Source organism: Methylocaldum sp. MU1018, from assembly GCF_053646775.1.
In genome coordinates this window covers 209,804-235,180 of the sequence record NZ_CM132195.1, presented here as the reverse complement: position 1 = coordinate 235,180, position 25,377 = coordinate 209,804, and the positions used below count along the sequence as shown (strand labels likewise).

Genomic DNA, 25,377 nt, shown 5'->3' with positions numbered 1-25,377 from the left:
GCGAGGATTAATTTACGCCCCGAAAGCCATGCCTGTCTATGATCCGCATGCCCCGAATACTGCGAAGATAACGATTTTCCGGCCGATCGTGCGGCCATTTTGCGCAACGACTATCGTATCGGCGCCGGACCGGGCGCGAACGGGCGCCCCGCCTAAGATGAGCTCTCGCGAAACGGCACGGCCAAGCGGCGAGCGTTTTCGATCGGACTTTTATCTGAGCGCGGAAGCTTTGAATCGACTCAAGCCGAAGACGCAGGCTCTTCGACCGTCGCAAGAGCGATGTGGCAGAAATTCGAGTTGGCCTCCAGGAGCCTGGCTATGCGGAAAGCCTTCCGGCCTCCGGGCCACCTTATCTCGATGGCGTCGCCGCCGCGCAGTTTGCAGGGCGGCACGATCAGACTGACCGGCGCGTCCAAGGCCGTTTCGAACAACAAGGCTTGCTGCGGGTGGCTTCCGGGATGGTCGCCGAGACATCGGACGACACGCGGATTGCTTCCGAACAATTCGACGTTGTAACAGAACTGGCCGTCGTGTATCTGACCGCCCCGCACGGCGCCCACTTGAACGATCTCGTCGTCGGTATTTAGCGAGAGCAGATCGCCTATGCGGAAAGTCTGCACGCCCGAATCGATGATATAGAAGCCGGGAAGCTCGCTGCGATAGACCCTAACGGAACGCATCTCGCCGAAACGCTCGCCCTTGGCTCCCGAACCCGAAACCAGCGCGGCGGCAAACGTGCCCGTGGATTTGGAGCCGGGCGCCTCCGACCGCATGTCCGAACTCATCGGCGCTAGTTCCAGTTGGTCGAGAGCCGACCAGGACGAGAAGCCGGAACCGGTGGTGCGGCGCAATTCGATGCCGCGTACCGTCGCGACGGCCGCCTCGATTCCCAGGCTGGGCAGCGCGCGTCGCGCAGTCAGTTCCGGCTGGTGCGGCAGGCGCTCGCCGAGCCTCGGAAGAACCAGCGTCAACGGATTTTCATCCGGCTTGCCGCCCGCCCGAATGTCGCTGCGCAATCCGCTCAACAAGCGGTCCACGAACAGAAAGCGCAGACCGGGCTTGCTGTTTGGTGCCGGCGCCGGCGCGGGCACCGGCATGATCGATCCCGCATCCGAATCATCGAAACAAAAAACCGCGCGCGCACCGTTATTGACGGCCGTCGATTCGATTCTCGCGAGTTCCGCGTGGGCCGCCAAAAAATCGAACAGCCTCTGCATGTCCCTCTGCTCGAGCCGGTTCGGAGCGGCTATCCCGAACAACAGCGCGACCTTGAAGAACCGGGTGACGGCAGCCGGCTCAAGGGCGTCGCCGTCAAGCGACACATAATGGAAGCCGCGTCCTTCGGCCGCCCGGAAAAGCCGAAAGACAAATGCCCAAAAGGACGCGGGCGGCGCCTCGTAAATCTGGGCCGCCCGCAAAAGGCTGTTGGCATAGCACTCGAACGCGCGCGCGAAAATCGTCGCCTGTACCGAGGATTCAAACGTTTCGGCAAACGTCTCCGCTTCCGCGATTTGCCGATATCCCGACGCCAGTTCGCCATGAAATCTCGAACAAAGGCTGGCGATTTTCCGGGTCTTCCCGTCCAGGGGGAAAGGCTTGTCCAAAAAATACGGCAACAGACCTTTATCGAGCCCCGCCACCAGCTCCCGGCACCGATCGAGAACGGCCAAGCGGAGACCGGGCTCGACGGAACAAGCATTCAACGCCTGCAATGCGGGATAAAGTACGCGGCAGCATTCACGGATATTGGCCACGGGCAATCCATCCAGCCAAGCCGAGGCCGACTCGATATCGAGCTTGAATGGCAGCGCCGGATTTTCCTTGTGATGCATAGACGGAAGAATTAAAGCTCATGACTCCCGTTGAGTTTAGTCCGCCGTCGTTTTCTTACAATTCGCCCGGGGCGAATAGTTTTTTTATTCCGCTCTTCTTGCGATCCGGATCGCGAAAGCGAAAACTCCGGCAGGAAAAGCGCGCACACTTTCGGGCATCTTTCCGGAATTCATTCCGAAATGTCAGCCGCCTCTACGGAGGCGCAACGGTACGGTTGCCGAAAACGAATCGGCCGGGATTGGCTAGACTTATGCAAAACGTGCCATGGCGCGCAACCGCTTTCCGGCTCGCTCCGACACCGGGCACGGCACGACGCGATTAATCATTGACGAGGCTCTTGCGATTTGGAGTTAAATTGGACTCTAGCCGATCGATAGACGATAAAAACCCGCTGGCAGCGGTCGCCGAGGCCGCGAACGACTATTGCCGTTTGATCGAGCACATCAAAGCCAATCGCCTGGAAGAATGGCTGAAGTGCGTGGAAAGCGCCTTGCTGACACTGGACGCCGCCGTCAGGCGGCTCGCTTCTCAAGAACTCTACCATGCCTACAAACTGGCCCCCGATCTGGATGCGCGCTTCGAATCCTACCTCCGCCTCAAACGCTATCTGGACGGATACGACGAGCTCTCGCCGAGTTCGGACTTCAGAACATACGACGATTTAAGCATCGGAAGTCTTTCGGAAAACCTGACGGATATCTATTTCGAAGTCAGGCGAGGACTCGCTTCTTACGAAGCCGGATTGACCGACGAGCAATCGGCACGGCGGATATGGTCGGACGGTTATCGCAATTATTGGCGGCAGCATTTGAAAGAGGCGTGCAAGCGCCTCGACCTCATCCATTCATCGGCCTGAGCAGCCGAAAGCCCGTCACCGCGCATCCTGCGCCCCGTCAAACGGCTCTCAAAGCCTCGATAAGATCCATGCGGGCGGCTCGAACCGCGGGAAGCAAGCCCCCCACCAAACCCATCAGCAGCGAAAACAGAAGAGACTGAAACGCGATCGCCGGCGTTAGCGTAAAGGTGAACGCCAGTTCGGAAAAGGTCTGCCAGTTGAGGGTGGAAACCGTCAGGAGCTGCATGGTGGACGCCAGCGCGACGCCGGCAAGGCCGCCGATCAATCCCAACAGCAGCGATTCGAAAAGAAAAGCGATCAAAATGCCGGCGCGCCGAAACCCCAGCGCTCTCAGCGTACCGATTTCGCGGGTCCGGCTCGCCACCGCCCCGTACATGGTGATGACCGCCCCGATGATTGCCCCGAGCGAGAAAATCACGCTCAGGGCCATGCCGAGTATCTTCAGGAAATTCGCCATCATTTCCGACTGCTCGGCGTAAAAGACCGTTTCCCGCTTGGCGTCCACCTTCATCCGCGGGTCACTCTCGATGCGGGTTCTGAAAGGCGCCAACAACGCCCTGTCGGCGAGCTTGACGATCACCGCCGAATACGCCGTCCGCCGGAACGCCTGCATCAACTGCTCGGCGTCGCCCCAGATTTCGGAACTGAAACCGGTATTCCCCGCGTCCATGACGCCGACCACGGTCCAATCGCGCATGCCGAAGCGAATCGTTTCTCCGATGCCGGTACCTTGGAACGCCTCGGCGATCTTCTGTCCGGCAACGATTTCCGACGACCCGGCGCGAAACATCCACCCCTCGACCAGGCGCACCTGCGGTCTCAGCATCAAGCCTTTTTCGGATACTCCCCGAATGGTGACATTGGAGGGCTTGCCGCTGCCCCGCTTGGGCAGCGTCATCAAGACCAAGACTTCTTTCGAGGCCAGCTTCGTTCCATTCGGCGCATAGGCGACTTCCGGCGCGCTCTCGATGATCGCCGCCTGTTCCCGCTCGATCGAACTTTGCACTTCCGTTTCTGCTCCCCGCCGGATCAACACCACGTTGTCCTCGCTTCCGGTCGCCACCAAGGTGCGCTCGAGCCCCTCGGTCAGCATCAAAACGGTGGCGAACACGTAGACGACCAAAGCCATCCCCGCGGCCGTCAACATGGAAGTGGCCTTGCGCGCCCACAAGCTTTTCCACGAATAAGAAAACGGTATCTTCATGAGAGCGTTTCGCCTGGTCAGGCCATGCTGCGCAGCCCTTCGCCGACCGGCAAGGCTATGACGCGCCAGGCGGGGACGGCGGCGGCCGCCAATCCGATCGAGCACGAAGCCAGCAAACTGAGTTCGACCGTTTGCGCGGAAACCTCGACCGCCGGAAAAAGAGTGCCGAACAGGGTCATCAGCAAACCCGTCGCCGGAAAAGCGGCCAGAATGCCCAGAACGCCCGAACTGATCGACAGCGCCAGCGATTCGCCCAGGATGAGCGCAAGCAAATAGCGCGAGCCGAATCCAATCGCCTTGAGCGTCGCATACTCGCGCCGGCGCTCGCGAACGCTCATCGCCATGGTGTTCGCCATCACCGCCATGATGATGGCGATGACCACGAAAGAAACGATCTTGATGGCGATCAAGATGGCTTCCGTCATGGCGACGAAACCGAGCTGGAACGCCTTCTCGGTTTCGGTCAAGGTCTCCGCGAGCGAGTTTTCGAAGAGCCGGTCCACGGCCTCCGAGATTTCCGCCGCCCGCTCGGCCCGATCGATCCTAAGAACATAGACCCCCACCCGATCGGCCCGGTCGGGTTCCGTTTTCTTCAGGGTTTCGTTGAGATTGTCCCAATGAAACAGGAATAGCGTTTCATCGGTCTTCTTTTCCGCCCCGCGATAAATGCCGCGCAGGACGAAATTCCAGTTCCCCGCGTAAATGGTTCCGCGCAGCGGTATGACGTCGCCGATTTTCCAGCCGTACTTTTCCGCCAGTTTCCGGCCGGCGATCGCGCCTTTCCGGTCCTTGATGAAAGCGTCTTTTTCCGCCTCTGGCAAAACCAGCTCCGGATAGAGATCCAGATAAGTCTTCGGCTCGACGGCAAAATTGGGAAAAAAATTCCGCTCGTCGATATACACGCCGCCGAACCAGTTCGAGTAGCTCAGCCCGGTAACGCCGTCTATTTGCCGGATGCGGTTGGCATAGCTGATCGGCAAGGGAAACATCAATGAGATCGCGTTGCGCGTGATGAGACGGTTGGCCGAAGTCGCCTCCGCCCCCGCGTACCAGGCGTCGACCACGGTTCGGAGGAGCGCGAAAGCGACGATCGCGATGACGATGCCCAGCGCGGTCAGTCCGGTCCGGAGCTTGTGCCGAAAAAGATTGCGCAAGGCAAGGCGCAGGAAAAGCAGCATATTCAAATCGCGGTCATGTCGACGTCCGAAGAGTCGTCGGTCAGAACGCCTTTATCCAGGTGCCGGATGGAATGCGCCTTCGCCGCGGCGCGCTGGTCGTGAGTGACCATGATGATGGTCTTGCCCAAGTTGCGGTTGAGGTATTCCATGAGATCCAGCACGTCTTCGGCCGACGCCCGGTCCAAATCGCCGGTGGGCTCGTCCGCCACGATCAGGGCGGGATCGACGACGAGCGCGCGGGCGATCGCGACACGTTGCTGCTGCCCGCCGGACAGTTGAGCCGGATAGTGGTCCATCCGCTCCGTCAGGCCGACCAATTCCAGCACCAGGTCTACATGCTCCCGCCGTTCCCGCTTCGTCAATCCGGTCAGTAGCAACGGCAGCTCGACGTTTTCGAACGCGGTCAAAACCGGCATCAGATTGTAAAACTGGAAAATGAATCCGACATGGGCGGAACGCCAGTCGGTGAGACTGGATTCCGGCAGCTCCGCGATATTGATTCCGCCGACCCTGAGAACGCCGCCGGTCGGCCGGTCGAGGCCCGCGATCAGGTTGAGCAGGGTGCTTTTACCGGAGCCGGACGGCCCCATGAGCGCGAGAAAGTCCCCTTCCTGAATGACCAAATTGATATCCGTGAGAACCGGAACGATCTGATCGCCTTTCCAGTAATGCTTGGTGAGATTTTGGATTTCGACGATCGGTTTCATGCGGCGGGCCGGGGTGCCAAACTCAGGATCCTTCGGCTTCCCGAATGCGAACTTCCGCGCCGTCCTTCAACTGATCGGGCGGATCGAGCACCACCCGATCGCCGGTCTTGAGCCCGCTCTTCACGACCATCCAATCGCCGATGCGCCCGCCCGTATCGACCGGAACTTCCTTGACACGATCGCCTTGCAGCACGAATGCGACGCTCTCCGCGCCGCGCGTCGCGACGGCCGCGGCGGGTACGCCGGTAACCGGCTTTCGCTGGTCCGGGGCGAGCTCTTGCGACAGAAACGCCACTTTCGCGCTCATGTCCGGCAGAATGCGGTCGTCCTTATCGACGAAGCGCACCTTGACCAGCACCGTGGCCTTGGTGCGGTCCACGGTGGGTACGATGCGATCGACCCGGCACCGGAATCGTTCATCCGGCAGCGCATCCAGTTGGATTTCGCACGGCTGGCCGATACGCACCTGGTTAAGGTTCGACTCCGCCACGTCGACCTCGACTTCCAAGGTATTCATGTCGGCCATGGAAACTACGGTGCCTTTCGACAGCATGGTCGAGGAAAAGGGAGCCAGAATGTCGCCGATGTCCGCATTCTTGCTGAGAACGATGCCGTCGAAAGGCGCCCGAATGAAGGTGTAATCCAGCGCCACTTGCGCACCCCGATACGCTGCCTCGGCCGCGGCGATCGCCGCTTTTGCGCTTTCGACGGCGGCGACGGCTTTTTCGTGACGGGCAACAGCGGCGTCGTACAGTTCCTGCGAAACGAATCTTTTCTGCACCAGCGCCCGAACGCGGTTCAGCGCCAGGGTGGATTCCTTCAACTCCGCCTGCGCTTTCAGCAAATCCGTTTTGGCGACCTCGACGTTCGCCGCCGCCTGGTTCTGGCTGGCGACCAGATCGCGGTTTTCGAGCTGCGCGATGATTTGACCTTTTCTGACGTAACTCCCCTCCTCCACGTCGAGCTTTTCCAGCCGCCCGGTCGCCTTGGATGCCACGTCCGCCTTGGTTTGCGGCACCACATAGCCAGTCGCGTTCAGCAGAGTCAGGGCTTGGGACGGAAAGATGTTGCCCACCGTGGCGAACTCGCTCTCGATGCCGGCGCCGCGAAGCTTCGAATAAACAAGAATTCCCGCGCCGATGACGAGCAGCAGCCCGAGGATTCCGAAGCGCCTACGAAGCGCACCGCCCCGGGAAGCGGCGGCAAACTCCTGCGCCGGCCGCTCGATCGTCAATTTCGAAAGCTTATTGGGCGTCACGTGATTTCGGTTCTCTCCAAACAGGCCTACCCGCGCGCTATTTCGGCCGAAAACGGCGATGCTGGAGAAAGAGAGTGATGGATTAGAACAAAGGGTTCGCCGAATAGCGTTAGCATACCCCAAAGGTCTGCCGAGCGCTTCGGATCGAAAGCCGAATGCGTCAGCCGCACCCGGCCGGCGCCGAACGCAGGAGTCGGAATCGGCTCGCCGGATCGTCCTCGGGAAGATGCGCCGGGCTAGGCTACCTGGCGCTCGCAGAGATCGGTGTAATAACGGTAGCTTTCCGTTCTGGAAAACATTTGATACGCCCGGCTACAGGGCTGGAAGACGCGATCGAACCCTGTATCCAGATCCACCAGATAGGGTGCTCTCACGCCGCGGTGAATGCACGGCGAACCGATTTGCAGCATATCGATGCCGGCATTGCCCAGAATTCGATAAATGGAACGGCGGCACAAGAACAGCACTCTGTGTATATTCTGCCGGAGACAATAGTCTCGGGCTGCCCGGATGAGTCCCAACAAGATTTCAGGTTCGGCAGCCGCTTTCGATTGGGTTTGGCGAAAGGTGTCGAGCACGAGAAGCCGCGAAAATTCGGCGACCAAAACACCCGCATCAATGCCCGGAACCTTGATCTCGGCGACGTTATTGATCGGCAAAGCGTTCACTCGGTCTATCACCAGGCGCGCGGCGCCAATCCATTTATTCTTCAAGCGCTCCCGGACCAAAAAATGAATCGCCTTGCTGTCGTACTGATCTTTCTCCATTAGCGCCGTGAATTTACCCGCATCTTCAAATCCCTTTTCCAAGCAAAACACCTTGTACCTCAAATTGAAATGAATCTCCTTGCTTTCCGGTGTATTTGCCAGCACGACCTCATAGCGGGTATCGAACATCACGCATTCTCCTTAATTCCAATTCATTGTTCCGGCAGTTAAATCAGTATTGTGTTTCAAATAAATTTCCAAATTATTTCCTGTAGATCAGTGGCTTGCGCTGATCGGCATTTACTGGAACTTACACTTCGATGGCCGAAGCAATAAATCAAGCAGAGCCTGACGGTTTATCGATCGAACAAAATCGATCCCAAGCGCCTGAATCGGTCCATTATACCGATGGCTTACATGGCGGCGAGGCAGAGCTTGTCCCGGCAAGATGATCGCGCAATACACGAGGAGGCTTTTATGCAAGACAAGCGCCAATATATCGATTGGCCGAGACGATAAAGAGTTCTTGGGATAAATTCGGAAACCGCGCCGCCGAATGTCGCTTCATAGCGACAAAATCAAGAGATTTAATTTAAGTTATTGAAAATAAACAGCCCGACACCGTCTCCGATTGGCGTCGGCATTGCTTGACGCCGACTGGACGCGAACCTCATGGCGCAAACGAGCTTATGACGTAAAAACCGCCATTTGCAAACCTGGAGAGAACGAATCAGGACCTCGCCGAGCGGCCTGTCGACGGGCCGATCACCCTAAAATAGACTTGGGCGATTTCAGGCCGAAAACCTTGGCGAAGCCAGAATAGGCGGCTCAAATGAATAAGCCGCCGAGGCGGTATGTTCGCCTTACGAAGACGCCGCCTTCAATACGGCCACAACGTACCCTTTTGAGTAATGAACTCCCATACGCCCGGACAATCGCGCTTGATGCCGGACAACACGTCGTCCACGGGACCGATGCAGGGGATTCTTAAACCATGATAATTGACCGGCTCGCCTATTGGAGTGAATCGAATTCCGAACCGCTTGAGCAATCTCAGCAACTGCTGTTCCATGACCGCATACCAAAGCTTGATATTGTTCTCGGCGCTCATCTGCACGATAGCCTGGAACAGGCCCAAAGTAATGTGGGGGATGAGTCGCCGCTCGTCCATGTCGCCCGAGGGGCTTTTTCGCTCGGCAATGCCGTGACTCGTATCGGCCTCGCCCAAGCGCCGCCGAAATTGCTTGGATACGGCAAAACGGGAAATTTCGGCTATTTGATGACGCGCAAAGTTAAGCGAAATACTCGATTCGACGTCCGGCGAAAATGAACACTGGCTTTCGATCGGAAATCTATTTTTCAGGTTCTCGCTATCGGCAAGAATCAGCCTTACCGTGGCCACCGTCGTCTCGGAATTTAAATGCCAGATCAAGGAATGGATCGCTCTCTGGTCGAATTGGTCTCTTTCCTTGCCGTCGCGAAAGGTCGCGGCATCTTCGAAAGGATGCTCCACGCAATATACCTGAAATCTCAAGGCCATAACCTGATCGATAAGTTCGGCCGTATTCGCCGGCCTGACCTCAAAATAATCGTTAAAAACATCAATCCAGTTTTCAGTCATGGCGCGTTCCTAATGAACCCAACTTTCTCGGTGTAGTGTAAGCTTAGCCGATAAGAACCAACCTGCTTTACCGTAAGCAAAGTTGCACTTTGGTCGACACGGGCATCTCCTATGAACTTCGATTACCTACCGGCTTTCTCGAGAAATATTGGCTGGATAACACGGGAAGAACAGCAAATATTACGCACCAAACGCATTGCCATAGCCGGGCTCGGCGGTGTCGGCGGAAGCCATCTGCTGACGCTGACCCGTCTGGGCATCGGCGGCTTCAACATTGCCGATATGGATACTTTTGAATTGGCAAACTTCAACCGGCAGGCCGGAGCCGACGTTAAGGCGATCGGGCGGCCGAAGGTCGAGGTAATGGCGGCAAAGGCCAGGGAAATCAATCCTACCCTTGAGTTACGCTCATTTTCCGAGGGCGTTACCGAAGCCAACTTGACGGCTTTCTTAGACGAAGCCGATCTTTATATCGACGGGCTGGATTTTTTCGCTCTGGACATTCGCAGCAAAGTCTTTGCCGCTTGCGCCGAACGGGGCATTCCGGCGATTACGGCCGCGCCGCTCGGAATGGGCGTGGCGCTTTTGAATTTCCTTCCCGGAAAAATGACTTTCGAAGACTATTTCGGGTTCGAGAATCAGCCGGAGAACGAACGAATCGTCCGGTTCCTGCTCGGGTTGTCGCCGGCGATGCTGCAAACTTCGTATCTGGCAGACCCTGACGCCGTCGACCTGGCCCTGCGCCGCGGCCCCTCTACCGCCATGGCCTGCGAACTTTGCGCCGGAGTTGCGGCGACAGAGGCCTTGAAAATCCTGCTCCAAAGAGGCCGAGTGTTCGCCGCCCCCTGGGGAATTCATTTCGATGCGTATCGCAACAAGCTGAGCCGTACGTGGAGGCCCGGAGGAAACCGAAACCCGCTCCAGCGCATAGGATTAAGGATCGCAAGAAAAAAATTCCTGGCGAAGGCATCCGGGCGTTCATCGGCACAGACCGGATCACAACCTTCTCCCGCCGTGCAAATCCTAGAGCTTGCCCGATGGGCGCCCAGCGGCGACAACACTCAACCTTGGCGATTCGAAATCATCGCCGACAACCACATCGTGGTTCACGGCTTCGATACCCGAGAGCATTGCGTTTACGACTTCAAGGGACGCGCCAGTCAAATCGCAATCGGCGCCCTTCTGGAAAACATCGTCATTGCCGCGAGCCGTCACGGATTGGCGGCCGACTGGGCGTTGCGTCCGGACAGCCCGGAAACGGCCCCCACGATCGACGTTCGTTTTTCGCCCGACCCGGCGATCAAGCCCAACTCCCTCGCGCCCTATATTCCGGTACGCGCGACTCAGCGCCGGGCCATGAAACGGCGCCCGCTCAATGCTCAAGAGAAGATTCGCCTAGCCGAGAGCCTGGGAGACGATTACGCCGTCTTGTGGCTGGATAAGCCCGAAGACCGGTCGAAAACCGCCTGGCTGATGTTTCGGAACGGAAAAATCAGGCTCACGATGCCGGAAGCCTATGACGTTCACAAGAACATCATTCAATGGAACGCCCGCGTTAGCGAAGATCGGATTCCGGACCGGGCGGTGGGTTTGAATCCGTTAGCGCTAGGACTCATGAAGTGGGCGATGGAAAAGTGGTCCAGGGTCGATTTCTTCAACACCTACATGGCCGGAACCTTGATGCCCAGAGTGGAATTGGACTTGCTCCCGGGAATCTTTTGCGCCGGACATTTCGTCCTGCTGGCCGACAAGCCGCCGGCCTCGATCGAGGACTATCTTTCCGCCGGCCGGGCTTTACAGCGATTCTGGCTGACGGCCACCCGACTGGGATTGCAGTTGCAACCGGAAATGACGCCCCTGATCTTTGCGAGCTACATCCGGGAATCGGCCAAATTGACGCGCATTGCCGCCGTCGAGAAAAAAGCGGCGCATTTGGCGGACGAATTGACGGCCCTTCTGGGGGGCGGCGAATTCGTCGAAAAAGCGGTATTCATGGGCAGAATCGGAGCCGGGAAACGGCCGGAAGCGCGCTCGGTCCGCAAACCGCTATCCGAACTTCTGATCGACCGGCAAGCGGAGGGCGAATTTGCGGCCTGATCAAGCGGCGCAAGGCCGCGGCGCCGACGATTAAAACGAATACCGAAACTCGCCGTACACTCTATCCTTGGCGTCGAATTGGCCGAATAACCCGATGGGCGCGCCGCCGAAAGCATCGGCTCCGACAACCATGCGCCAGTTCTTCAAAAACTCCCAGGTTATCTTGGCCTGCACATTCCAGTCGGTCCTGTTCAAGCTATGTATAAAAAGCACCTCGGGCTCCACCTTCGGATGAAAATACCGCGTGCTGATCAGCGCGGATACGCCGCTCTCCAACTCGTCGGGAATCATGTCCCGATCATGATGACTGAACCAGCGCTGGAAAAACTGTAGATTCAGACGGGTATCTTCCACAAAGCTGAAATCGAGGCCGAAGATATAATCGAGAAAATCCTGGGACACGAGCCCATCCGAATCGGTAATCCGAGTCACCAAAAAAGGCTGGTCCACCGTGTAAACGGCCTCGCCTTTCAGCACGAACGGACCGAAATCTTTGGCCAGCGTGCTACCGATCTGGTGAATTCTCTTGTGTACGGGCCGATAGGTGATCGTCGGCGCGGGCGCCAGCGCCACGTTGCGCGCGAAGGCGGGGGAAAGATCCAGGCCGCTGTAATAGAACAACGACGTATCCCATCCGGACCGGAGATAAGACAGCCTCAGCCCGTAAGCGGTATTTTCAAGCGTGTTGCGGGGTCTCTGGTCATTCTCGATCACCGTGTTAAATCCCGGCGTCGGAGGCGGGACGAAAGGAAAAAATTCCGAACCGACCTTGCCGATGTCGTTATAGGTCATATAAGGAATCCATATCGCCTCCCCATGAAACCCTCCCTTGAAATACTCGGCCCGCATCGCCCACTGAGGAATGCGCAGCAGATCGAAATCGGGAAGCACGAACTGGCGCAGATCCTTGGCGGATACCACATCGGCGAAAAACAGCCCCACCATTTCGCCCCAGATGATGTGCTGTCGGCCAAGACGAAAATCCCAATCTCCGGCGGAATAATCCAGATATGTTTCACGGATCATCGGCTCCAGGCGCTGATCGTGGCGCACCGATTCCGGATAAAAATCGGTCAAATCGTAAATCGCGTCGTACATCAGTCGACCGCTCGCTTTCCACTTCAGGCTTTCGCCCCAAGCCCCGTGAGCACCCAGTTCCAGCAGATTGCGAAATTTCGACCAATGGTCGGGCGAGGCATAGGTATAAGCCAGCTCGCTCTGAAAGAATCCGTTCAAGTCGGGCCACACGCTCGGCGTATCGACCGTCTTCCGCTCGAGCCCGAACAACTCGTCGACCGACGCCGGCTCCGCACTTTCCTTCTTTTCGTCGTCCAGATCGAACAATTCGTCGATAGAACCCGGCGCGCCCTCCTCCAAATCCGCAGCAAAGCTTTCGGTCGGACCGAAAAGCCCAATCAAAGCCGCAATACCGCACAGACTCGCGCGAAACGATCGCCGGAAGTGATTCACGGGATGGTTCTCCAAACCAGGGAAGCGCGGCTACGAAATCGCTATCCGGCCGTCGCCGATTCGGACGATCCTCTCCGCCATCTCCATGACACGATGGTCGTGCGTCGAAAAGATAAAGGTCGTTTTTTCTTCCCGGTTGAGTTGCTTCATCAGCTGCAACACGCCCTCGCCCGTTTTGGAATCGAGATTGGCGGTCGGTTCGTCCGCCAGCACGATGGCCGGATGTCCCGCCAGAGCCCGCGCTATGGCAACCCGCTGGCGCTGCCCGCCGCTCAATTCCGATGGCTTGTGCTTCGCGAAATCGGCAAGGCCGACGACCACCAGATAATGAGCCACGCGCCTACGCCGCTCCTTGGGCGAAATATCCTTTCTGTACAGCAGCGGATATTCGACGTTCTCCCACGCCGAGAGGACCGGCAGCAGATTGAAGGTCTGAAAGATGAACCCGAGGGTCCGTGCCCGAAGGTCGGCCAGTTGATTCGGCGTTTTCCTGCCGACCGCTTCATCCCCGATGTAAATTTCGCCCCGCGTCGGCGTATCGATACAGCCGATCAGGTTCAGCAAGGTCGATTTACCACTCCCGGACGGCCCCGCTATGGCAATGAACTCGCCCTTCGCAACCTCCATGGAAACGTCTCCGAGAGCCTGGACCGTCTGTTTTCCTAACCGATACTCCTTCCATACGTGTTCCACGCGAACCTTCGTCATGTTAACTTTCCACGCACAAAGTTTAAGCGTCCGCCTTTGGGCGGGCAGATTTCATCTCGATGCCGGGATAGACTGCCTGCAAATTCGAGAGAGCAGTCATGGCGTATCAGCACGGAAATCATACGGTTTTTACCATTGAATTCCCCTTTGTGCGGGGACGAAGCGCCGTTGCAAGGCGTTGGCTGGAAACGTTACCGAGTGAGTACGTGATGGGATTGAACAAACCATCGAGATCCGGATCTTGAAAGGGGCGATCGGCAAGAACCGCGCTCGCATTTTGCCGAAGGGCGCCTCAAAAAACCTGCCCCGTTCAGGCTTCGACAGGCTCGTCACGAACGGAACTGGTTGATCCGATGGGAACCGTTCGCACCGAGCGGGGCGAAGCGCGCGGTTTTTCGAGGCGCCCCGAATGCAGACGCGGATCGGATGACCGAAGAGATGATCAAGCACTACCCGGAACACCGTTTTGAGCCGAATATGAATAGCGGTTTTCGAATGGAGCCAATTCAAGACGCATCGCTCAGACAGCCTGTATAAAGTCAGCTATCTACTATATTTAAGTTATCCGAGCACTGCCCGGCCGAATCGCACGCAAGTTTTCCTTTGGATCGTTTTTTCGCTGCGAACCGATTCGCCATTAGCATGATGTATTCGGAATATTCAAAACGCAATCACGGTCTTAGCGGAATTCTGTCTCGAAAAGGCTTATTGAGCCCAGCACAATAACCAATCATCGCCCGAAGTATAGCCGAACCTTAAACTGTCGACGAAATAACATGAAAACAGCTATAGCGCAACGCTTCATACCAAAACCGAAAACCCTGGCCACAGCTTTCATTTTACTATCGAATATAGCATTTATAGCATTGTCCGACGCACTTCAAGCCGAGACCGCGCCCGACCCTGCTCAGATCGTGGCGAAGGCAGACCGTATCCGCTTCCCCCAAGAGGGATTCCAAGTGGATATTGCCATCACCACCACGGCGCCGGACCGCGAGCCTGACGAGAGGGAATATCGCGTTCTATCAAAGGGAAACGAAAATACGATCGTCCTGACGACCGCGCCGGCCGCCGATCGCGGCCAAGTCATGCTGATGAAAGGGCGTGATTTTTGGGCGTTTATGCCCTCGGTATCGCAGCCCATTCGCCTTCCGCTATCTCAAAAGCTTACCGGGCAAGTCGCGAACGGCGATTTGGCCAGAGCCAACTTTGGCGGCGACTATACTCCTCGAATCGTCCGAACGGAGAATATTGAAGGCCGAGAATACTACCTCCTGGATCTAACCGCCGTGGACCGAGGCGTCACTTATCCGAAAGTACTATATTGGGTCGACAAGGAAACCTATAGGCCATACAAAGCAGAATTCTACACATTATCCAATCGATTATTCAAAACCTGTAGATTTCAAAACTTCGAATCCATGCTGGGCGAATCTCGCCCGACACAATTGATTATGGAAGATGCAATGAAGCAAGACGAACGCTCGATTCTACATTACAAAAACATGAAGCATAGAGATTTGCCGGACAAGGTTTTTACGAAGGATTACCTAAAAAAGATACAATAAAACAATTACTATCTTCACACCAAAACATCGCAGCCAAAATTATATATTGCTACGCAAGGCATCTATAATAGGCTGGCGCGAAGCCCGCCAGCCTGACGGAATAACTGCCGTTATAGTAGCAATGACTCCGACGCCAAAGGCAAGGCAAATTACCTTCGGGACCAACCGTATCGAAGCCGTATAACCGATGTCCGAGTTAGGCGGTGGCGGCATTGGAATGCCAATTTGCGAAATAGCCCACGCCAACAGAATACCAATTCCTGTGCCGAGAACCGCACCCAAGAAACCGAGCAGCATGTACTCGACCACTAGCATTTTAAGAATATCCGAAGGGCGGCGGCCAATTGCCAATAAAGTGCCGAACTCTCCGGTGCGTTCATAAACAGCCATATTGACGCTATTCATGACGCTCAACAGCACCATGATTAAAATAATAACCTGCATTACGCCGAATTGACGCCGATACAGCTCAACCGTCATGCGGTAAAAATCGGCAATCTCATACCAAGCTTTCACATCGTAAAGCTCTGAAGACAACAATTCCCGCAGTCGCCCTACAACAATATCGGTGCTCTCCGTATTCCTTAGAGAAAAGATCAGGCTATGAATGCCTTGAGAAACCGCCAACAAGTCCTGTGCCGCGGCGAGCGGAATACGAACCGCCCGCTCATCGTATTCTTTAGAAAAACTACGAAAAACTCCAACAACCTTGAACTCATTACTGTTCAAGGCACCTTCTGGAGTATTGGCAAGTAGCGTTAAATAATCGCCCGGCTTAAGTTTCAGACTGCGCGCAACACCTTGCCCGATGAGCATACCGAAAGGTTCGGTATCGTCCAATTGCCGACCGTCGACGATCGTCAGAGAACTACCAAGACGCGCCTCCTTTTCAGGCTCCACCCCTTCACCAAGAACAGCTAAATCAGCACGCCCGTTGTTTGCGAGGCCCGAAAAACTCAATCGCATCATCACATCGGCCACTTCGGGCCAAGCCATAGCCTCTGCAATTATCTCAGAGGGACTATTAAGCAAATATCGATAGGGATCGCGGCGTCCGAACTGAAAATAACCGTCTCTATAAACCTGAAGGTGTCCAACTTGCCCATGAATGGTAAATTCTCGCAACTGGACAAAGACATCTTCAATAAACCCGCCGCTCAATATCAGTCCAATCACGCCAAACATGATCGCTGCCAGCGTCAAGGCTGTGCGCGCCTTTTGTCGAAAAATATTTCGAAATGCTAGCCGCAGCATAACAAAAACCGAATCTATCGACTGTGGCGCAGCGCATCAACGATTTCTAGGCGTGATGCTTTCCAGGCAGGATAAACCCCAGCGAGTACCGTAGCAGTAAAAATCAAAGCAAGTGAACCTATGGCCAAAGGCCAAGTAATCAGAATTTCCGCAGTATACCCCATACTCATTCCGGGTGCCGGAGGCATGGGAATACCGATGACAGATATTACTTCAGCAACCCCATACCCAGCCACTACGCCTATCGATGCTCCGAGCAATCCGAGTACTGTACTTTCGATCAGGAATTGGAGCAGAATTTCTCTGCGCTTCAATCCAATTGCCATCAATGTGCCGATCTCTGAGGTTCGCTCAAGCACGTTCATGCCAAGAACATTTGAGATACTTAGTATGATGATCACGGCAATAATGATCTGAACCATATTCATCTGGCGGGAGAATAAGGTTACTGTCTTATTATAGAAGTCTGAAAGCGAGTACCACGGCACAAACTCCAATGTACCATTTTGCCCCGATAGCTTTCTTTTTAATTCGTGTAAAACGGTATCGGTGTTTGTAGTTTTATCCAAATACAGAATCCAGGCATGAGCACCCGATACGCGCAACAAATTCTGCGCCATCGGGAGCGGCGCTCTCAAAAATACGTCGTCCGCTTGCTTGTTCGACGTAGTAAAAATGCCATTTATTTCGGCCTCCACGGCATTGATTCCGCCCGTAGAGGTATTGGATAGGAGGGTTACCCGGTCCCCCGGCTTTACGCCAAGCGTACCCGCCAACCCTGCCCCGATCGTAATCCCTTGCGGTTTACTGCCAAGAAGCCCCGTGCCTTCCACAATTCCGGTAGAATCACGAATCGACAGACCGATGCTCTTATGCGAAGAAAGCAGATTGCCGACTTGCTCCTCTTTCGCAACATCCATGCCCTCGCCTACAAATGACACGGTGTTTTCAGCGTAGCTTATAAGACCGGTGAATGCCAATCGCGGAGCGACGACTTTAATCTGCGGATGCTGCTCCAAAACGGCAACATCTGTCGACTGCTCAGAAAGAAGAAATTTGAACGGATCGGCGGCGCCCAAGTCATGATAGCCCGAGCGAACGACCTGGATATGGCCCAACCTGAACATAATCGTAGATTCTCGCATCGCCCAAAAAGTCCATTCGACGAATCCGCCGGCGAGTAATTGCGCGATTACTCCAAAAATTATGGCCGATAACGCCAAAAGCGTTCGTTGCTTATTGGTGGTCAGATTTCGTGCCGCAAAAATCAACTTTTCTTTCAGCATTTCTATTAGCTCTCTATGCGTGAATATTTATAGCATCAAATCCCCCTGTTGCTAAATGAACGGTTTGTCTACATATCGATTTCAAAAAACAAACGAGCAAAAAAAACGGCTGGCTTTTGGCCAACCGTTTTCGTGCATTGAAAGCAGCAGCTATAAACTAATTCGTCCGCCGCGATCTGTTTAACCCGAGTCCCAACATCCCGAGTCCAAACAAGGCCAGGACACCCGGCTCAGGCACGCCTTGCACCGGATCGAGCCGGTATTGGCCGTTATTGGCGATAAAAAAGCCTTGAGGGGGGGTATTTATCAAAGGCGACGCAACACCCAGCAATTCCGCCATCTCGCTATTCAAAGTAGCGCTGGGATTGCTGTTGTAAGAGGCATTGGTTGTAACAAAACCAAACAGAAGCCCGCCTGGAACCAGGGTACTCAAATCGGTGCTGCCATCGGGCGCAAACCAGTAACCGGCAGTCAACGATAATGCCTTGAAAATCAAGGTGAGCTGTCCATTCGGAACACCATTTGGATCGACTATTCCGCTTCCATCGACCAACTCGAACTCACCGATCAAGGTACCGTCGTTTGCGCCGAACACCCCATCTGTCGAAGAATAGTTGAAATTGGAATCAGAATACAGCTTCAAGTTAGCGCCCGGATCGAAATCGATCGGGCCTCCGATGGTGCCGGAGCCTGTCGCTCCCGTAAACATGGCCGTCATTTCGCTCCAAGTTGCCGGCGCCCCTTCCTGAATGCTAGCGCCACCATCGTGCCCTTGAACGACAAAAAAACCATTATCGGTGAACGTGAACGAAGAAGGGTCGCCTGGATTGGTCGTCGTTTTGATATAAGAGGCACCGACAAAGTCGAGATATTGACTGACCTGAACTTTGTCTCCGTCTTTGTTGATGTCCAAATACCAATTGTCGAGAAAGGTTTGGGCCGACGCCGAAGCGGGCAACCCGAACGCGCCGGCTACGGCTGCGATTCCTAGATATCGAGTGAAGGCTTTCATGATTAGCTCCTAAAATGCTGTAACGAGAGGCAATTGATGACCAACCGCAACACAACTTAGGCACATATCATGCCACAACAATAAATTAATGATTTTTCATTATTTTTTCAAAAAACAAAAAACCACTGTAAAAAAAACTGACATATTGAAACGAAAGGGAGACACAAATTTTTCCTGAAATAGAAATACACCCTCGAGCGACATATCCGTATCCCAGGTTGCGTGATAGCCGAAAAGCCCGCAGCGCCGCCCTACCTTCACCCGATTCTCAGGGGCGCTTATTTCCCGCACATCTCCGCCCATGCGTCAGTTCTTGCTGGCGCTCAGTTCTTTCATCAGATGCTGAGCTTCGACTTGCCCCTTGAACTGAACCTTCTCATTCAACAACTCCGTTAAAATCTTGCGGGCATCCTCGGCGCGAGCGTTCTTGGCATACGCCACAGCCAGATGGTAGCGAATCTCCGGGTTTTTCTGATCGAATACATAGGCTTGTTGCATAACGTCCAAGGCACGCTCCGGCCGGCCTTTATCCAGTAAAATCACGGCGAGCGTATCGAGAAATGCCGGGGATTTCGGAGCGAGCGACACGGCCTTTTCGGCATATTCCAAGCCTTTTTGCGGATCATCCTTGCGCAACATCCAAGCCAAATCGTTAAGCACCAGAGCATTGTTTGGATTAGCCTCCAGAATCGCCTGTAATTGGGTTTTCGCATCGGTCGGGCGATCGATCAGCATATACAGCCCTGCGCTGACGTAACGAACATACGCATCCTTCGGATGCTTCGCGATCCAGTCCGCAAGCGTTTCGAGAGCAGACTCCTTCTCGCCCGCCGCCAATCGAGCTTGGGCAAGGCTCACGACAAGCCTGCTTGTCGGAAATTTTTTCAGCGCCGATTCATAGGCGATTATCGCGTCCCGCGGCCTGCGCTGCTGCATTGCAAACCAGCCGTCCGACTCCAGAACGTCCGGATTTTCGGGCGACTCCTTTTTTAGGCCGGCCAGATATTTTTCCGCCTCCATTGGCTTTTGGTCCTGCGTTAACAGCCTCACCATGGCGAGACGAGACAGGAAGAACTTAGGATCGAGTTGGAGCGATTTCTCCAAGGAAGCTCGCATGCCTTTCGCATCTTTGTTCTCGCCTTGGGCGCGCGCCAGGAGATAGTGCGACAACGCCGATGTCGGCGCGACCGCTGTCAGCGTTTTGGTCGTCTCCAAGGCCCGCGCACTACTGTTTTCCGCCAACTGCGCCTCGGCGAGCGCCGCCAAAAACTCCGGATTTTTGCCATAGTCGCTACGCTTCTCCTCCAATTGCGTAACGGCTTTCGATGCCTGGCCAAAGCGGGTATAAAGCCGAGCCAGTACGATTCTCGGCCCCAATGCTTCGGGATTGGCTTCTACGGCTTGCTTGAGATAATCCTCGGTTTCGACCCATTTTCCCTTTAGAGTCTGGATTTCGGCCAAAGCGATAAGGGCCGGAATGTGTTTTGGATGATCCCTTAAAATCGTCTGGAACAGTTCTACGGCCAGGTCGAGTTCCTTATTCCGTAGCGCCAACTGAGCGAGCCCGTTCAAGGCGGTGAGATCCTTGGGAGCGAGTTTCAGCGCATCTTGAAAATTTTTCCGAGCGCCGTCCAAATCGTTCCTTTGTATGGCCATCAGCCCCTCAAGATTCAGCGGCAATGCTTTATCCGGCATTTTCGCCTTGAGCTTATCGATGACCTCCTGAGCTTTATCGAACTGCCTGACCCGTATTTGCGTCAGCGCGATGTAGACGTCCGCCTGAACCAGGTCAGGATCAAGCTCAACGGCAACCTCGAGAGCTTTCAATCCCTTTTCCGTCTCGCCGGCTCCGATGAGGCTCAAACCTAGCCGAGCTTTCGTAAGCGGGGAATCGGGTTCGAGCTCGGCGAGCTTCTGCAAATGCTCGATGCCTTCGTCGCTGTTGCCTAGTGCGAACTCGATGCTCGACATCAATTTCAAGGTAAAAATATCCTCGGGCAAGTATTGCGCCACAGGAGCCAGAAATTTCTTGGCGGCAGCGAAATCCTTCTCGCGGAACTTGACCAAGGCCATCATTTGATTGCCTTTTACGGAACCCGGAAACATCGCGAGGAAGCGGCTTAGAGCCGTATCGGCCTGCTCCAGGTGATTCTGATGGAGATGGCTCAACGCGAGAAAGTAAAGCGCCGAGCCAAACTTGTCGTTAAGCTTTAAACTCTGGTCAAAAGCCACCTGGGCCTCGGAATATTTTCCTTCCGCCAGCTTGAGTGCGCCATCGGCATAATGTCCCAGAAAATAGCCGGGGACCTCCTTCAGCCGATCAATGTCTTCCTTAGCCGCATCCAGCTTCTTGAGCTCTATCCGCAAGAGCGCCCGCCGAGCTCGATCAGGATAATCGATGCGCCCCAGTTCGATGGCCTTGCCGTAACTGGCCTCCGCCGACTCGGTTTCGCCTTTTGCCTGCTCGATTTCCGCTTTAAGACTCCAGGCTTTTGCTAAATTGGGGTCGGCTCCCAACGTATCCACTATGAGTTGTTCGGCCTGATCGAAATTTTTAGTGCCGACGGCAAGGCGCGCCATTCCAAGCTTTGCCGACGCGGACCGTTCATCGATTGCCAAGGCCTGCTCATATTCGGCTCGAGCCTTGTCGGGCTTGTTCATGGCCAACCAGGCATCGCCGCGGTAAGCCATCAGAGTGGCTCGATCTTTCGCGTCCGGCGAGAGTGAGGCATCGATTTCATTCAGGATTTGCTGGTTCTTGCCTTGCAACTGCAAGGCCTCGGCCAGATAAAGCACCACGGCTTCCCGAGCCACGCCGAGTTCCACGGCCTTCCTCAGCTCCTTCTCGGCGGCCTCGCCGTTTCCGGACGCGACGCTGATCTCGCCCAAAAGCCGGCGCGCCTCCGCGTTGTCGGGATTCTTTTGCAGGGCGCTCTTCAACTCGATAGAACCGGCACGATAGTCGTTCTTGTCCAAAAACGCCCTGGCCTTGGCAACGTGCTCCGCATCGGTAGCTTCGTGGAACAGATCGCAGCCCGTCAGCGCCAATCCCAGTGACAGCGCGAGAGCTCGTTTGCGCGATTTGCCGTAGAGCTTTTGATTCATAAGTCGTTCCTAACTCAGATGAAGAAAAAAGATGGAGGCGAATGATTAAGACAACCGTATGAAACGGTGACGGTCGGAAAGCGCGATATCTGTGTATATAGTAGGTAACATCAACCCGCTTTGCCAAAAGCAAGCAACGCCGCGATATCGGCCGGAAAGACGCACGAGCGCCCGGCGCAACGAAACTATCTGCAGGTGAGATCGGCGCGAACGGTTGTATGCCCCCAAATCTTCCGGCCGGCTATTTTCTTCGCGCCACGATGACTCCGTCGCGGGTCGGGTTGATGAAAGCGTCGAATTCCGGGTCGTTGAAGATGAGCCGGTTATGTTCGCGTATCGCATCGGTCCAGCCGGGAACGATGTCGACGGGGTTCTCGACCGTAACCCGGCCGTGCCACAAAACATTATCGGCAATATAGAGTCCGCCCGGACGAATGCGCTCCCGGGCCAAACGCCACACTTCGGGATAGTCGCCCTTGTCCACGTCGTTGTAGCAAATATCGAACGTCCCCGGCATCGCTTGAAAGACGTTCTGGGCGAAACCGGTTCGAAAATCGATGCGATCCCACAAACCGGCTCGGCCGAGAAAATATTCCGCTTTGGAAAGGTTGTCGGGGTCGCCGTCGCTACAGATCACCCGCCCGTCCGGTCCTGCCGCTTCCGCAAACCAATAGGCCGAATAGCCGTAACCGCTACCGAATTCGAAAATCCGCTTCGCCCCGATGCTTTTCGCCAAGGTTTTCAGAAACAATCCGACCTGACGTCCGACGATGGGAAAGCTTTGCTGGCGGGCCAATTCTTCCATTTCCAGGAGAATCGGCTCATCCGTCGAAACGACGAGGCTGGCGATATAGCGCTCTATGTCCGGATGTACCGGCGATAGTACGGCGGAAACGGAGGCGGCGTTGTCTTTGGAATCGGCCATAATTCATGCTCCTAAAAAACGGGGAGGAGGACGCTCCCTCCGCCATCGTACGACCGGTCGCGCCTCCCTTATTCGACAGGATCCGGCTTGTGCATGGTTCCCGACAGTAACCGCCGGCTTGCCGGGAGCGGCCCTCCCCGCCCGGCATTTCCTGCGGACGGATGCCGCCCAAACGGGAGAGGACAAGCCCTTAAACATCTTTTCTTTGGGAGAGCGCTGCGACGGCGAAGCGAGACCGGCCTTATCCCGGCCGTCCCTGACCATCATGCTTTATCGCAACCCCTTGTAATGGTCGATCAGACCATTGGTAGAAGCATCGTGGGACGAAATCCTGCGGTCGCCGGCCAGTTCCGAAAGGATGGTTCTCGCCAGCCGCTTGCCCAATTCGACACCCATTTGATCGAAGGAATTGATGTTCCAGATAGCGCCCTGAACGAAGACCTTATGCTCGTATAAGGCGATCAGGGAACCCAAGGTTTCCGGCGTCAATTTCCGGTAGAGAATCGAATTGGACGGTTTGTTGCCGGGAAAAGTCTTCGCCGCAGCCAGTTCCGTCAGCCGCTTTCCGGTCACACCTCCGGCTTTCAGTTCGGCCTCCGCTTCGTCGAAGGTCTTGCCGCGCATCAGCGCTTCCGGCTGGGCGAGGAAATTCGAAATCAATATTTCGTGGTGCCGGCCGAGACCATGATGACTTTGCGCCGCCGCGAGGAAATCACAGGGAACCAGCTTTCGGCTTTGGTGGATCAACTGGTAAAAGGCATGCTGCCCATTGGTGCCGGGTTGACCGAAGATGATCGGCCCGGTGCCGTAGCCGATCGCTTGACCTTCGACATCCACCATCTTGCCGTTGCTTTCCATGTCGACCTGTTGCAGGTGGGCCGGCAAATTCTCCAAGTACTGATCGTAGGGCAGAATGGCGTAGGATTCGGCGCCGAAAAAATTGGCGTACCAGATGCCGAGCAAGCCCATGATCACCGGGATGTTCCGCTCGAAGGGCTCGGTCCGGAAGTATTCATCCACCTTGTGGGCACCGGCCAGCAACTCCTCGAACGCATCCATGCCCACGGCCAAAGCGATGGGCAGACCGATGGCCGACCACAGCGAATACCGGCCGCCGACCCAATCCCAGAATTCGAACATATTGGCGGTGTCGATGCCGAACTCGGCCACTTTTTCGGCATTGGTGGAAACCGCGACGAAGTGCTTGGCAATGGCGGTCTCGTCGCCGATTCTGGCCAAAAACCAGTCCCGCGACGAGCGGGCGTTGGTCATGGTTTCCTGCGTCGTAAAGGTCTTCGAAGAAACGCAGAACAGCGTGGTCTCGGGATTCAGGTCGCGCAGATTTTCCAGAAGATCCGCCTCGTCCACGTTGGATACGAAGCGAACGCGAAGTCGAGGTTGCGTATAGGGCGAAAGCGCTTCCACCACCATTTTCGGCCCCAGATCGGAGCCGCCGATACCGATATTGACGACATCGGTGATGGCTTTGCCGGTGCAGCCCTTCCATTCGCCGGAACGCACCGAGTCGCTGAACCGCCGCATTTGCGCCAACACCCGGTTGACGTCGGGCATCACGTCCCTGCCGTCGACGAAAATGGGCCGGTTGGCGCGGTTGCGCAAGGCTACGTGCAATACGGCGCGGTCTTCGGTGACATTGATCTTGTCGCCCCGGAACATGGCGGCGATTTTTTCGCTCAATCCGGCTTGCCGGGCCAGATCGAGCAATAGCGTCACGGTTTGGCCCGTGATTCGATTTTTAGAATAATCAAACAAAATATCGTCAAGGCGCAGCGAAAACCGCTCGAAACGGCACGGATCCTCAGCGAACAAATCCCGCATGTGGAGATCGCTGATTTCGCGGTGATGTCGGTTGAGCAACTGCCACGCATCAAGGCAGGAGGGTTGGGTCATCTACAAGGTCCGAGTTCGTTATTTTTCCTCCCGAAATGCTACTACAGGCCAAGAAGCTAATAAATCATGAATCATAAAGATTGCCGGCATCGACGCCGGCAATCTCGAACGATCAAGGCGGAAAAACTCCGTCTCGTCGGCGAGCGTCAGGTGATGCCCTTGCCGTTGAAAAACGGGCCGTAATGTTTGTCGATGCTCGGAATGTGGTGAACGAGCCAATCTTTGACGAACCCGGTGGTCTCCGGGGTGATTTCCAGCGTTCCGGCGTGGAATTTCTTCTGAACGTCGAGGCAGGTCTGCACCAACTGATCGTGCGCTGCCTTGTGCGCCGCAAAGTCCGGATATCCATGTGCCTGCATCAGGTCTTCTTCGGTTTTGAAATGCATGGCTACATAATCGATCAGCGCGTCCAGTTGACGCCCGATCGACTGCCGGTCGCCGGTCGCAAGCGTGTCGTGCAGGCCGTTCAACATGGAAAAAATTTCCTGGTGCTGGTGGTCGGCCTCGCTGACGCTGGTGCCAAATGCTTCTTGAGTCCACACTAAAAGGGCCATCGGATTTGTCTCCTGAAGATTGGATATTTTCAGTGCTTTGTATGCCGAATAGGCGGTCGAACTTTATAGCGGCCCGGTAGACGATAGTTTGACTTATGTCAAGTCTCCGCCATTTATCTCCTC

19 protein-coding genes are annotated in these 25,377 nt (G+C 55.5%); 3 read left to right on the top strand and 16 right to left on the bottom strand.

Features of this window, described 5'->3' with window-relative positions; genetic code table 11:
* Window positions 1-239 precede the first annotated feature (239 nt).
* Window positions 240-1,832, bottom strand: coding sequence for a hypothetical protein (locus ACWJKU_RS01075; protein ID WP_454145190.1), 1,593 nt, complete (start codon window positions 1,830-1,832; stop codon window positions 240-242).
* 356 nt (window positions 1,833-2,188) lie between these two features.
* Here ACWJKU_RS01075 and ACWJKU_RS01070 point away from each other — a divergent pair, with 356 nt between their 5' ends.
* On the top strand, window positions 2,189-2,689 hold the full coding sequence (locus ACWJKU_RS01070; RefSeq protein WP_454145189.1) for a DUF5063 domain-containing protein: 501 nt from the start codon (window positions 2,189-2,191) through the stop codon (window positions 2,687-2,689).
* Window positions 2,690-2,726: 37 nt separating this feature from the next.
* Here the strand turns inward: ACWJKU_RS01070 and ACWJKU_RS01065 are convergent, their stop codons facing one another.
* From ACWJKU_RS01065 to ACWJKU_RS01040, 6 genes are all read right to left on the bottom strand, one after another.
* Window positions 2,727-3,893, bottom strand: coding sequence for an ABC transporter permease (locus ACWJKU_RS01065; RefSeq protein WP_454145188.1), 1,167 nt, complete (start codon window positions 3,891-3,893; stop codon window positions 2,727-2,729).
* 17 nt (window positions 3,894-3,910) lie between these two features.
* Window positions 3,911-5,071: an ABC transporter permease gene (locus ACWJKU_RS01060; protein WP_454145187.1), complete on the bottom strand. Its 1,161-nt coding sequence runs from the start codon at window positions 5,069-5,071 to the stop codon at window positions 3,911-3,913.
* A gap of 2 nt (window positions 5,072-5,073) precedes the next feature.
* Window positions 5,074-5,778 (bottom strand): ABC transporter ATP-binding protein, encoded by a 705-nt coding sequence (locus ACWJKU_RS01055; RefSeq protein WP_454145186.1) that lies wholly within the window; start codon window positions 5,776-5,778, stop codon window positions 5,074-5,076.
* Between the two features lie 22 nt (window positions 5,779-5,800).
* On the bottom strand, window positions 5,801-7,036 hold the full coding sequence (locus tag ACWJKU_RS01050) for an efflux RND transporter periplasmic adaptor subunit (RefSeq protein WP_454145185.1): 1,236 nt from the start codon (window positions 7,034-7,036) through the stop codon (window positions 5,801-5,803).
* Window positions 7,037-7,272: 236 nt separating this feature from the next.
* Window positions 7,273-7,932, bottom strand: a complete 660-nt coding sequence (locus ACWJKU_RS01045) for a PEP-CTERM/exosortase system-associated acyltransferase (protein WP_454147985.1) — start codon at window positions 7,930-7,932, stop codon at window positions 7,273-7,275.
* A gap of 691 nt (window positions 7,933-8,623) precedes the next feature.
* Window positions 8,624-9,364 (bottom strand): PEP-CTERM/exosortase system-associated acyltransferase, encoded by a 741-nt coding sequence (locus ACWJKU_RS01040; RefSeq protein WP_454145184.1) that lies wholly within the window; start codon window positions 9,362-9,364, stop codon window positions 8,624-8,626.
* A 111-nt stretch (window positions 9,365-9,475) separates the two neighbouring features.
* Here ACWJKU_RS01040 and ACWJKU_RS01035 point away from each other — a divergent pair, with 111 nt between their 5' ends.
* Window positions 9,476-11,461, top strand: a complete 1,986-nt coding sequence (locus ACWJKU_RS01035) for a ThiF family adenylyltransferase (RefSeq protein ID WP_454145183.1) — start codon at window positions 9,476-9,478, stop codon at window positions 11,459-11,461.
* 30 nt (window positions 11,462-11,491) lie between these two features.
* Here ACWJKU_RS01035 and ACWJKU_RS01030 read toward each other — a convergent pair whose 3' ends face one another.
* Complete coding sequence (locus tag ACWJKU_RS01030; protein WP_454145182.1) at window positions 11,492-12,931, bottom strand: DUF1302 family protein; 1,440 nt, start codon at window positions 12,929-12,931, stop codon at window positions 11,492-11,494.
* 30 nt (window positions 12,932-12,961) lie between these two features.
* On the bottom strand, window positions 12,962-13,639 hold the full coding sequence (locus ACWJKU_RS01025) for an ABC transporter ATP-binding protein (RefSeq protein ID WP_454145181.1): 678 nt from the start codon (window positions 13,637-13,639) through the stop codon (window positions 12,962-12,964).
* A 776-nt stretch (window positions 13,640-14,415) separates the two neighbouring features.
* Between ACWJKU_RS01025 and ACWJKU_RS01020 the strand changes: the two genes are divergently transcribed.
* A complete protein-coding gene (locus tag ACWJKU_RS01020) occupies window positions 14,416-15,207 on the top strand; it encodes an outer membrane lipoprotein-sorting protein (RefSeq protein WP_454145180.1) in 792 nt (263 codons plus the stop codon).
* A gap of 39 nt (window positions 15,208-15,246) precedes the next feature.
* Here ACWJKU_RS01020 and ACWJKU_RS01015 read toward each other — a convergent pair whose 3' ends face one another.
* From ACWJKU_RS01015 to ACWJKU_RS00985, 7 genes are all read right to left on the bottom strand, one after another.
* Complete coding sequence (locus ACWJKU_RS01015; RefSeq protein WP_454145179.1) at window positions 15,247-16,461, bottom strand: ABC transporter permease; 1,215 nt, start codon at window positions 16,459-16,461, stop codon at window positions 15,247-15,249.
* Between the two features lie 14 nt (window positions 16,462-16,475).
* Complete coding sequence (locus ACWJKU_RS01010; protein WP_454145178.1) at window positions 16,476-17,747, bottom strand: FtsX-like permease family protein; 1,272 nt, start codon at window positions 17,745-17,747, stop codon at window positions 16,476-16,478.
* Window positions 17,748-17,904: 157 nt separating this feature from the next.
* The gene (gene pepA / locus ACWJKU_RS01005; protein WP_454145177.1) at window positions 17,905-18,759 is read right to left on the bottom strand and encodes a flocculation-associated PEP-CTERM protein PepA; all 855 of its coding nucleotides are present in this window, start codon (window positions 18,757-18,759) and stop codon (window positions 17,905-17,907) included.
* A gap of 306 nt (window positions 18,760-19,065) precedes the next feature.
* Window positions 19,066-21,864 (bottom strand): XrtA/PEP-CTERM system TPR-repeat protein PrsT, encoded by a 2,799-nt coding sequence (prsT, locus tag ACWJKU_RS01000; RefSeq protein ID WP_454145176.1) that lies wholly within the window; start codon window positions 21,862-21,864, stop codon window positions 19,066-19,068.
* Between the two features lie 241 nt (window positions 21,865-22,105).
* Window positions 22,106-22,789, bottom strand: a complete 684-nt coding sequence (locus ACWJKU_RS00995) for an O-methyltransferase (protein ID WP_454145175.1) — start codon at window positions 22,787-22,789, stop codon at window positions 22,106-22,108.
* Window positions 22,790-23,059: 270 nt separating this feature from the next.
* Complete coding sequence (pgi, locus tag ACWJKU_RS00990; RefSeq protein WP_454145174.1) at window positions 23,060-24,700, bottom strand: glucose-6-phosphate isomerase; 1,641 nt, start codon at window positions 24,698-24,700, stop codon at window positions 23,060-23,062.
* Between the two features lie 146 nt (window positions 24,701-24,846).
* Window positions 24,847-25,254: a bacteriohemerythrin gene (locus tag ACWJKU_RS00985; protein WP_454145173.1), complete on the bottom strand. Its 408-nt coding sequence runs from the start codon at window positions 25,252-25,254 to the stop codon at window positions 24,847-24,849.
* Window positions 25,255-25,377: the final 123 nt, after the last annotated feature.

Coding starts and splice junctions, on each gene's coding strand:
- ACWJKU_RS01075 (WP_454145190.1), bottom strand. CDS start 1,832: ATGCATCACAAGGAAAATCCGGCGCTGCCATTCAAGCTCGATATCGAG.
- ACWJKU_RS01065 (WP_454145188.1), bottom strand. CDS start 3,893: ATGAAGATACCGTTTTCTTATTCGTGGAAAAGCTTGTGGGCGCGCAAG.
- ACWJKU_RS01060 (WP_454145187.1), bottom strand. CDS start 5,071: ATGCTGCTTTTCCTGCGCCTTGCCTTGCGCAATCTTTTTCGGCACAAG.
- ACWJKU_RS01055 (WP_454145186.1), bottom strand. CDS start 5,778: ATGAAACCGATCGTCGAAATCCAAAATCTCACCAAGCATTACTGGAAA.
- ACWJKU_RS01045 (WP_454147985.1), bottom strand. CDS start 7,932: ATGTTCGATACCCGCTATGAGGTCGTGCTGGCAAATACACCGGAAAGC.
- ACWJKU_RS01040 (WP_454145184.1), bottom strand. CDS start 9,364: ATGACTGAAAACTGGATTGATGTTTTTAACGATTATTTTGAGGTCAGG.
- ACWJKU_RS01035 (WP_454145183.1), top strand. CDS start 9,476: ATGAACTTCGATTACCTACCGGCTTTCTCGAGAAATATTGGCTGGATA.
- ACWJKU_RS01025 (WP_454145181.1), bottom strand. CDS start 13,639: ATGACGAAGGTTCGCGTGGAACACGTATGGAAGGAGTATCGGTTAGGA.
- ACWJKU_RS01020 (WP_454145180.1), top strand. CDS start 14,416: ATGAAAACAGCTATAGCGCAACGCTTCATACCAAAACCGAAAACCCTG.
- ACWJKU_RS01015 (WP_454145179.1), bottom strand. CDS start 16,461: ATGCTGCGGCTAGCATTTCGAAATATTTTTCGACAAAAGGCGCGCACA.
- ACWJKU_RS01010 (WP_454145178.1), bottom strand. CDS start 17,747: ATGCTGAAAGAAAAGTTGATTTTTGCGGCACGAAATCTGACCACCAAT.
- pepA (WP_454145177.1), bottom strand. CDS start 18,759: ATGAAAGCCTTCACTCGATATCTAGGAATCGCAGCCGTAGCCGGCGCG.
- prsT (WP_454145176.1), bottom strand. CDS start 21,864: ATGAATCAAAAGCTCTACGGCAAATCGCGCAAACGAGCTCTCGCGCTG.
- ACWJKU_RS00995 (WP_454145175.1), bottom strand. CDS start 22,789: ATGGCCGATTCCAAAGACAACGCCGCCTCCGTTTCCGCCGTACTATCG.
- pgi (WP_454145174.1), bottom strand. CDS start 24,700: ATGACCCAACCCTCCTGCCTTGATGCGTGGCAGTTGCTCAACCGACAT.
- ACWJKU_RS00985 (WP_454145173.1), bottom strand. CDS start 25,254: ATGGCCCTTTTAGTGTGGACTCAAGAAGCATTTGGCACCAGCGTCAGC.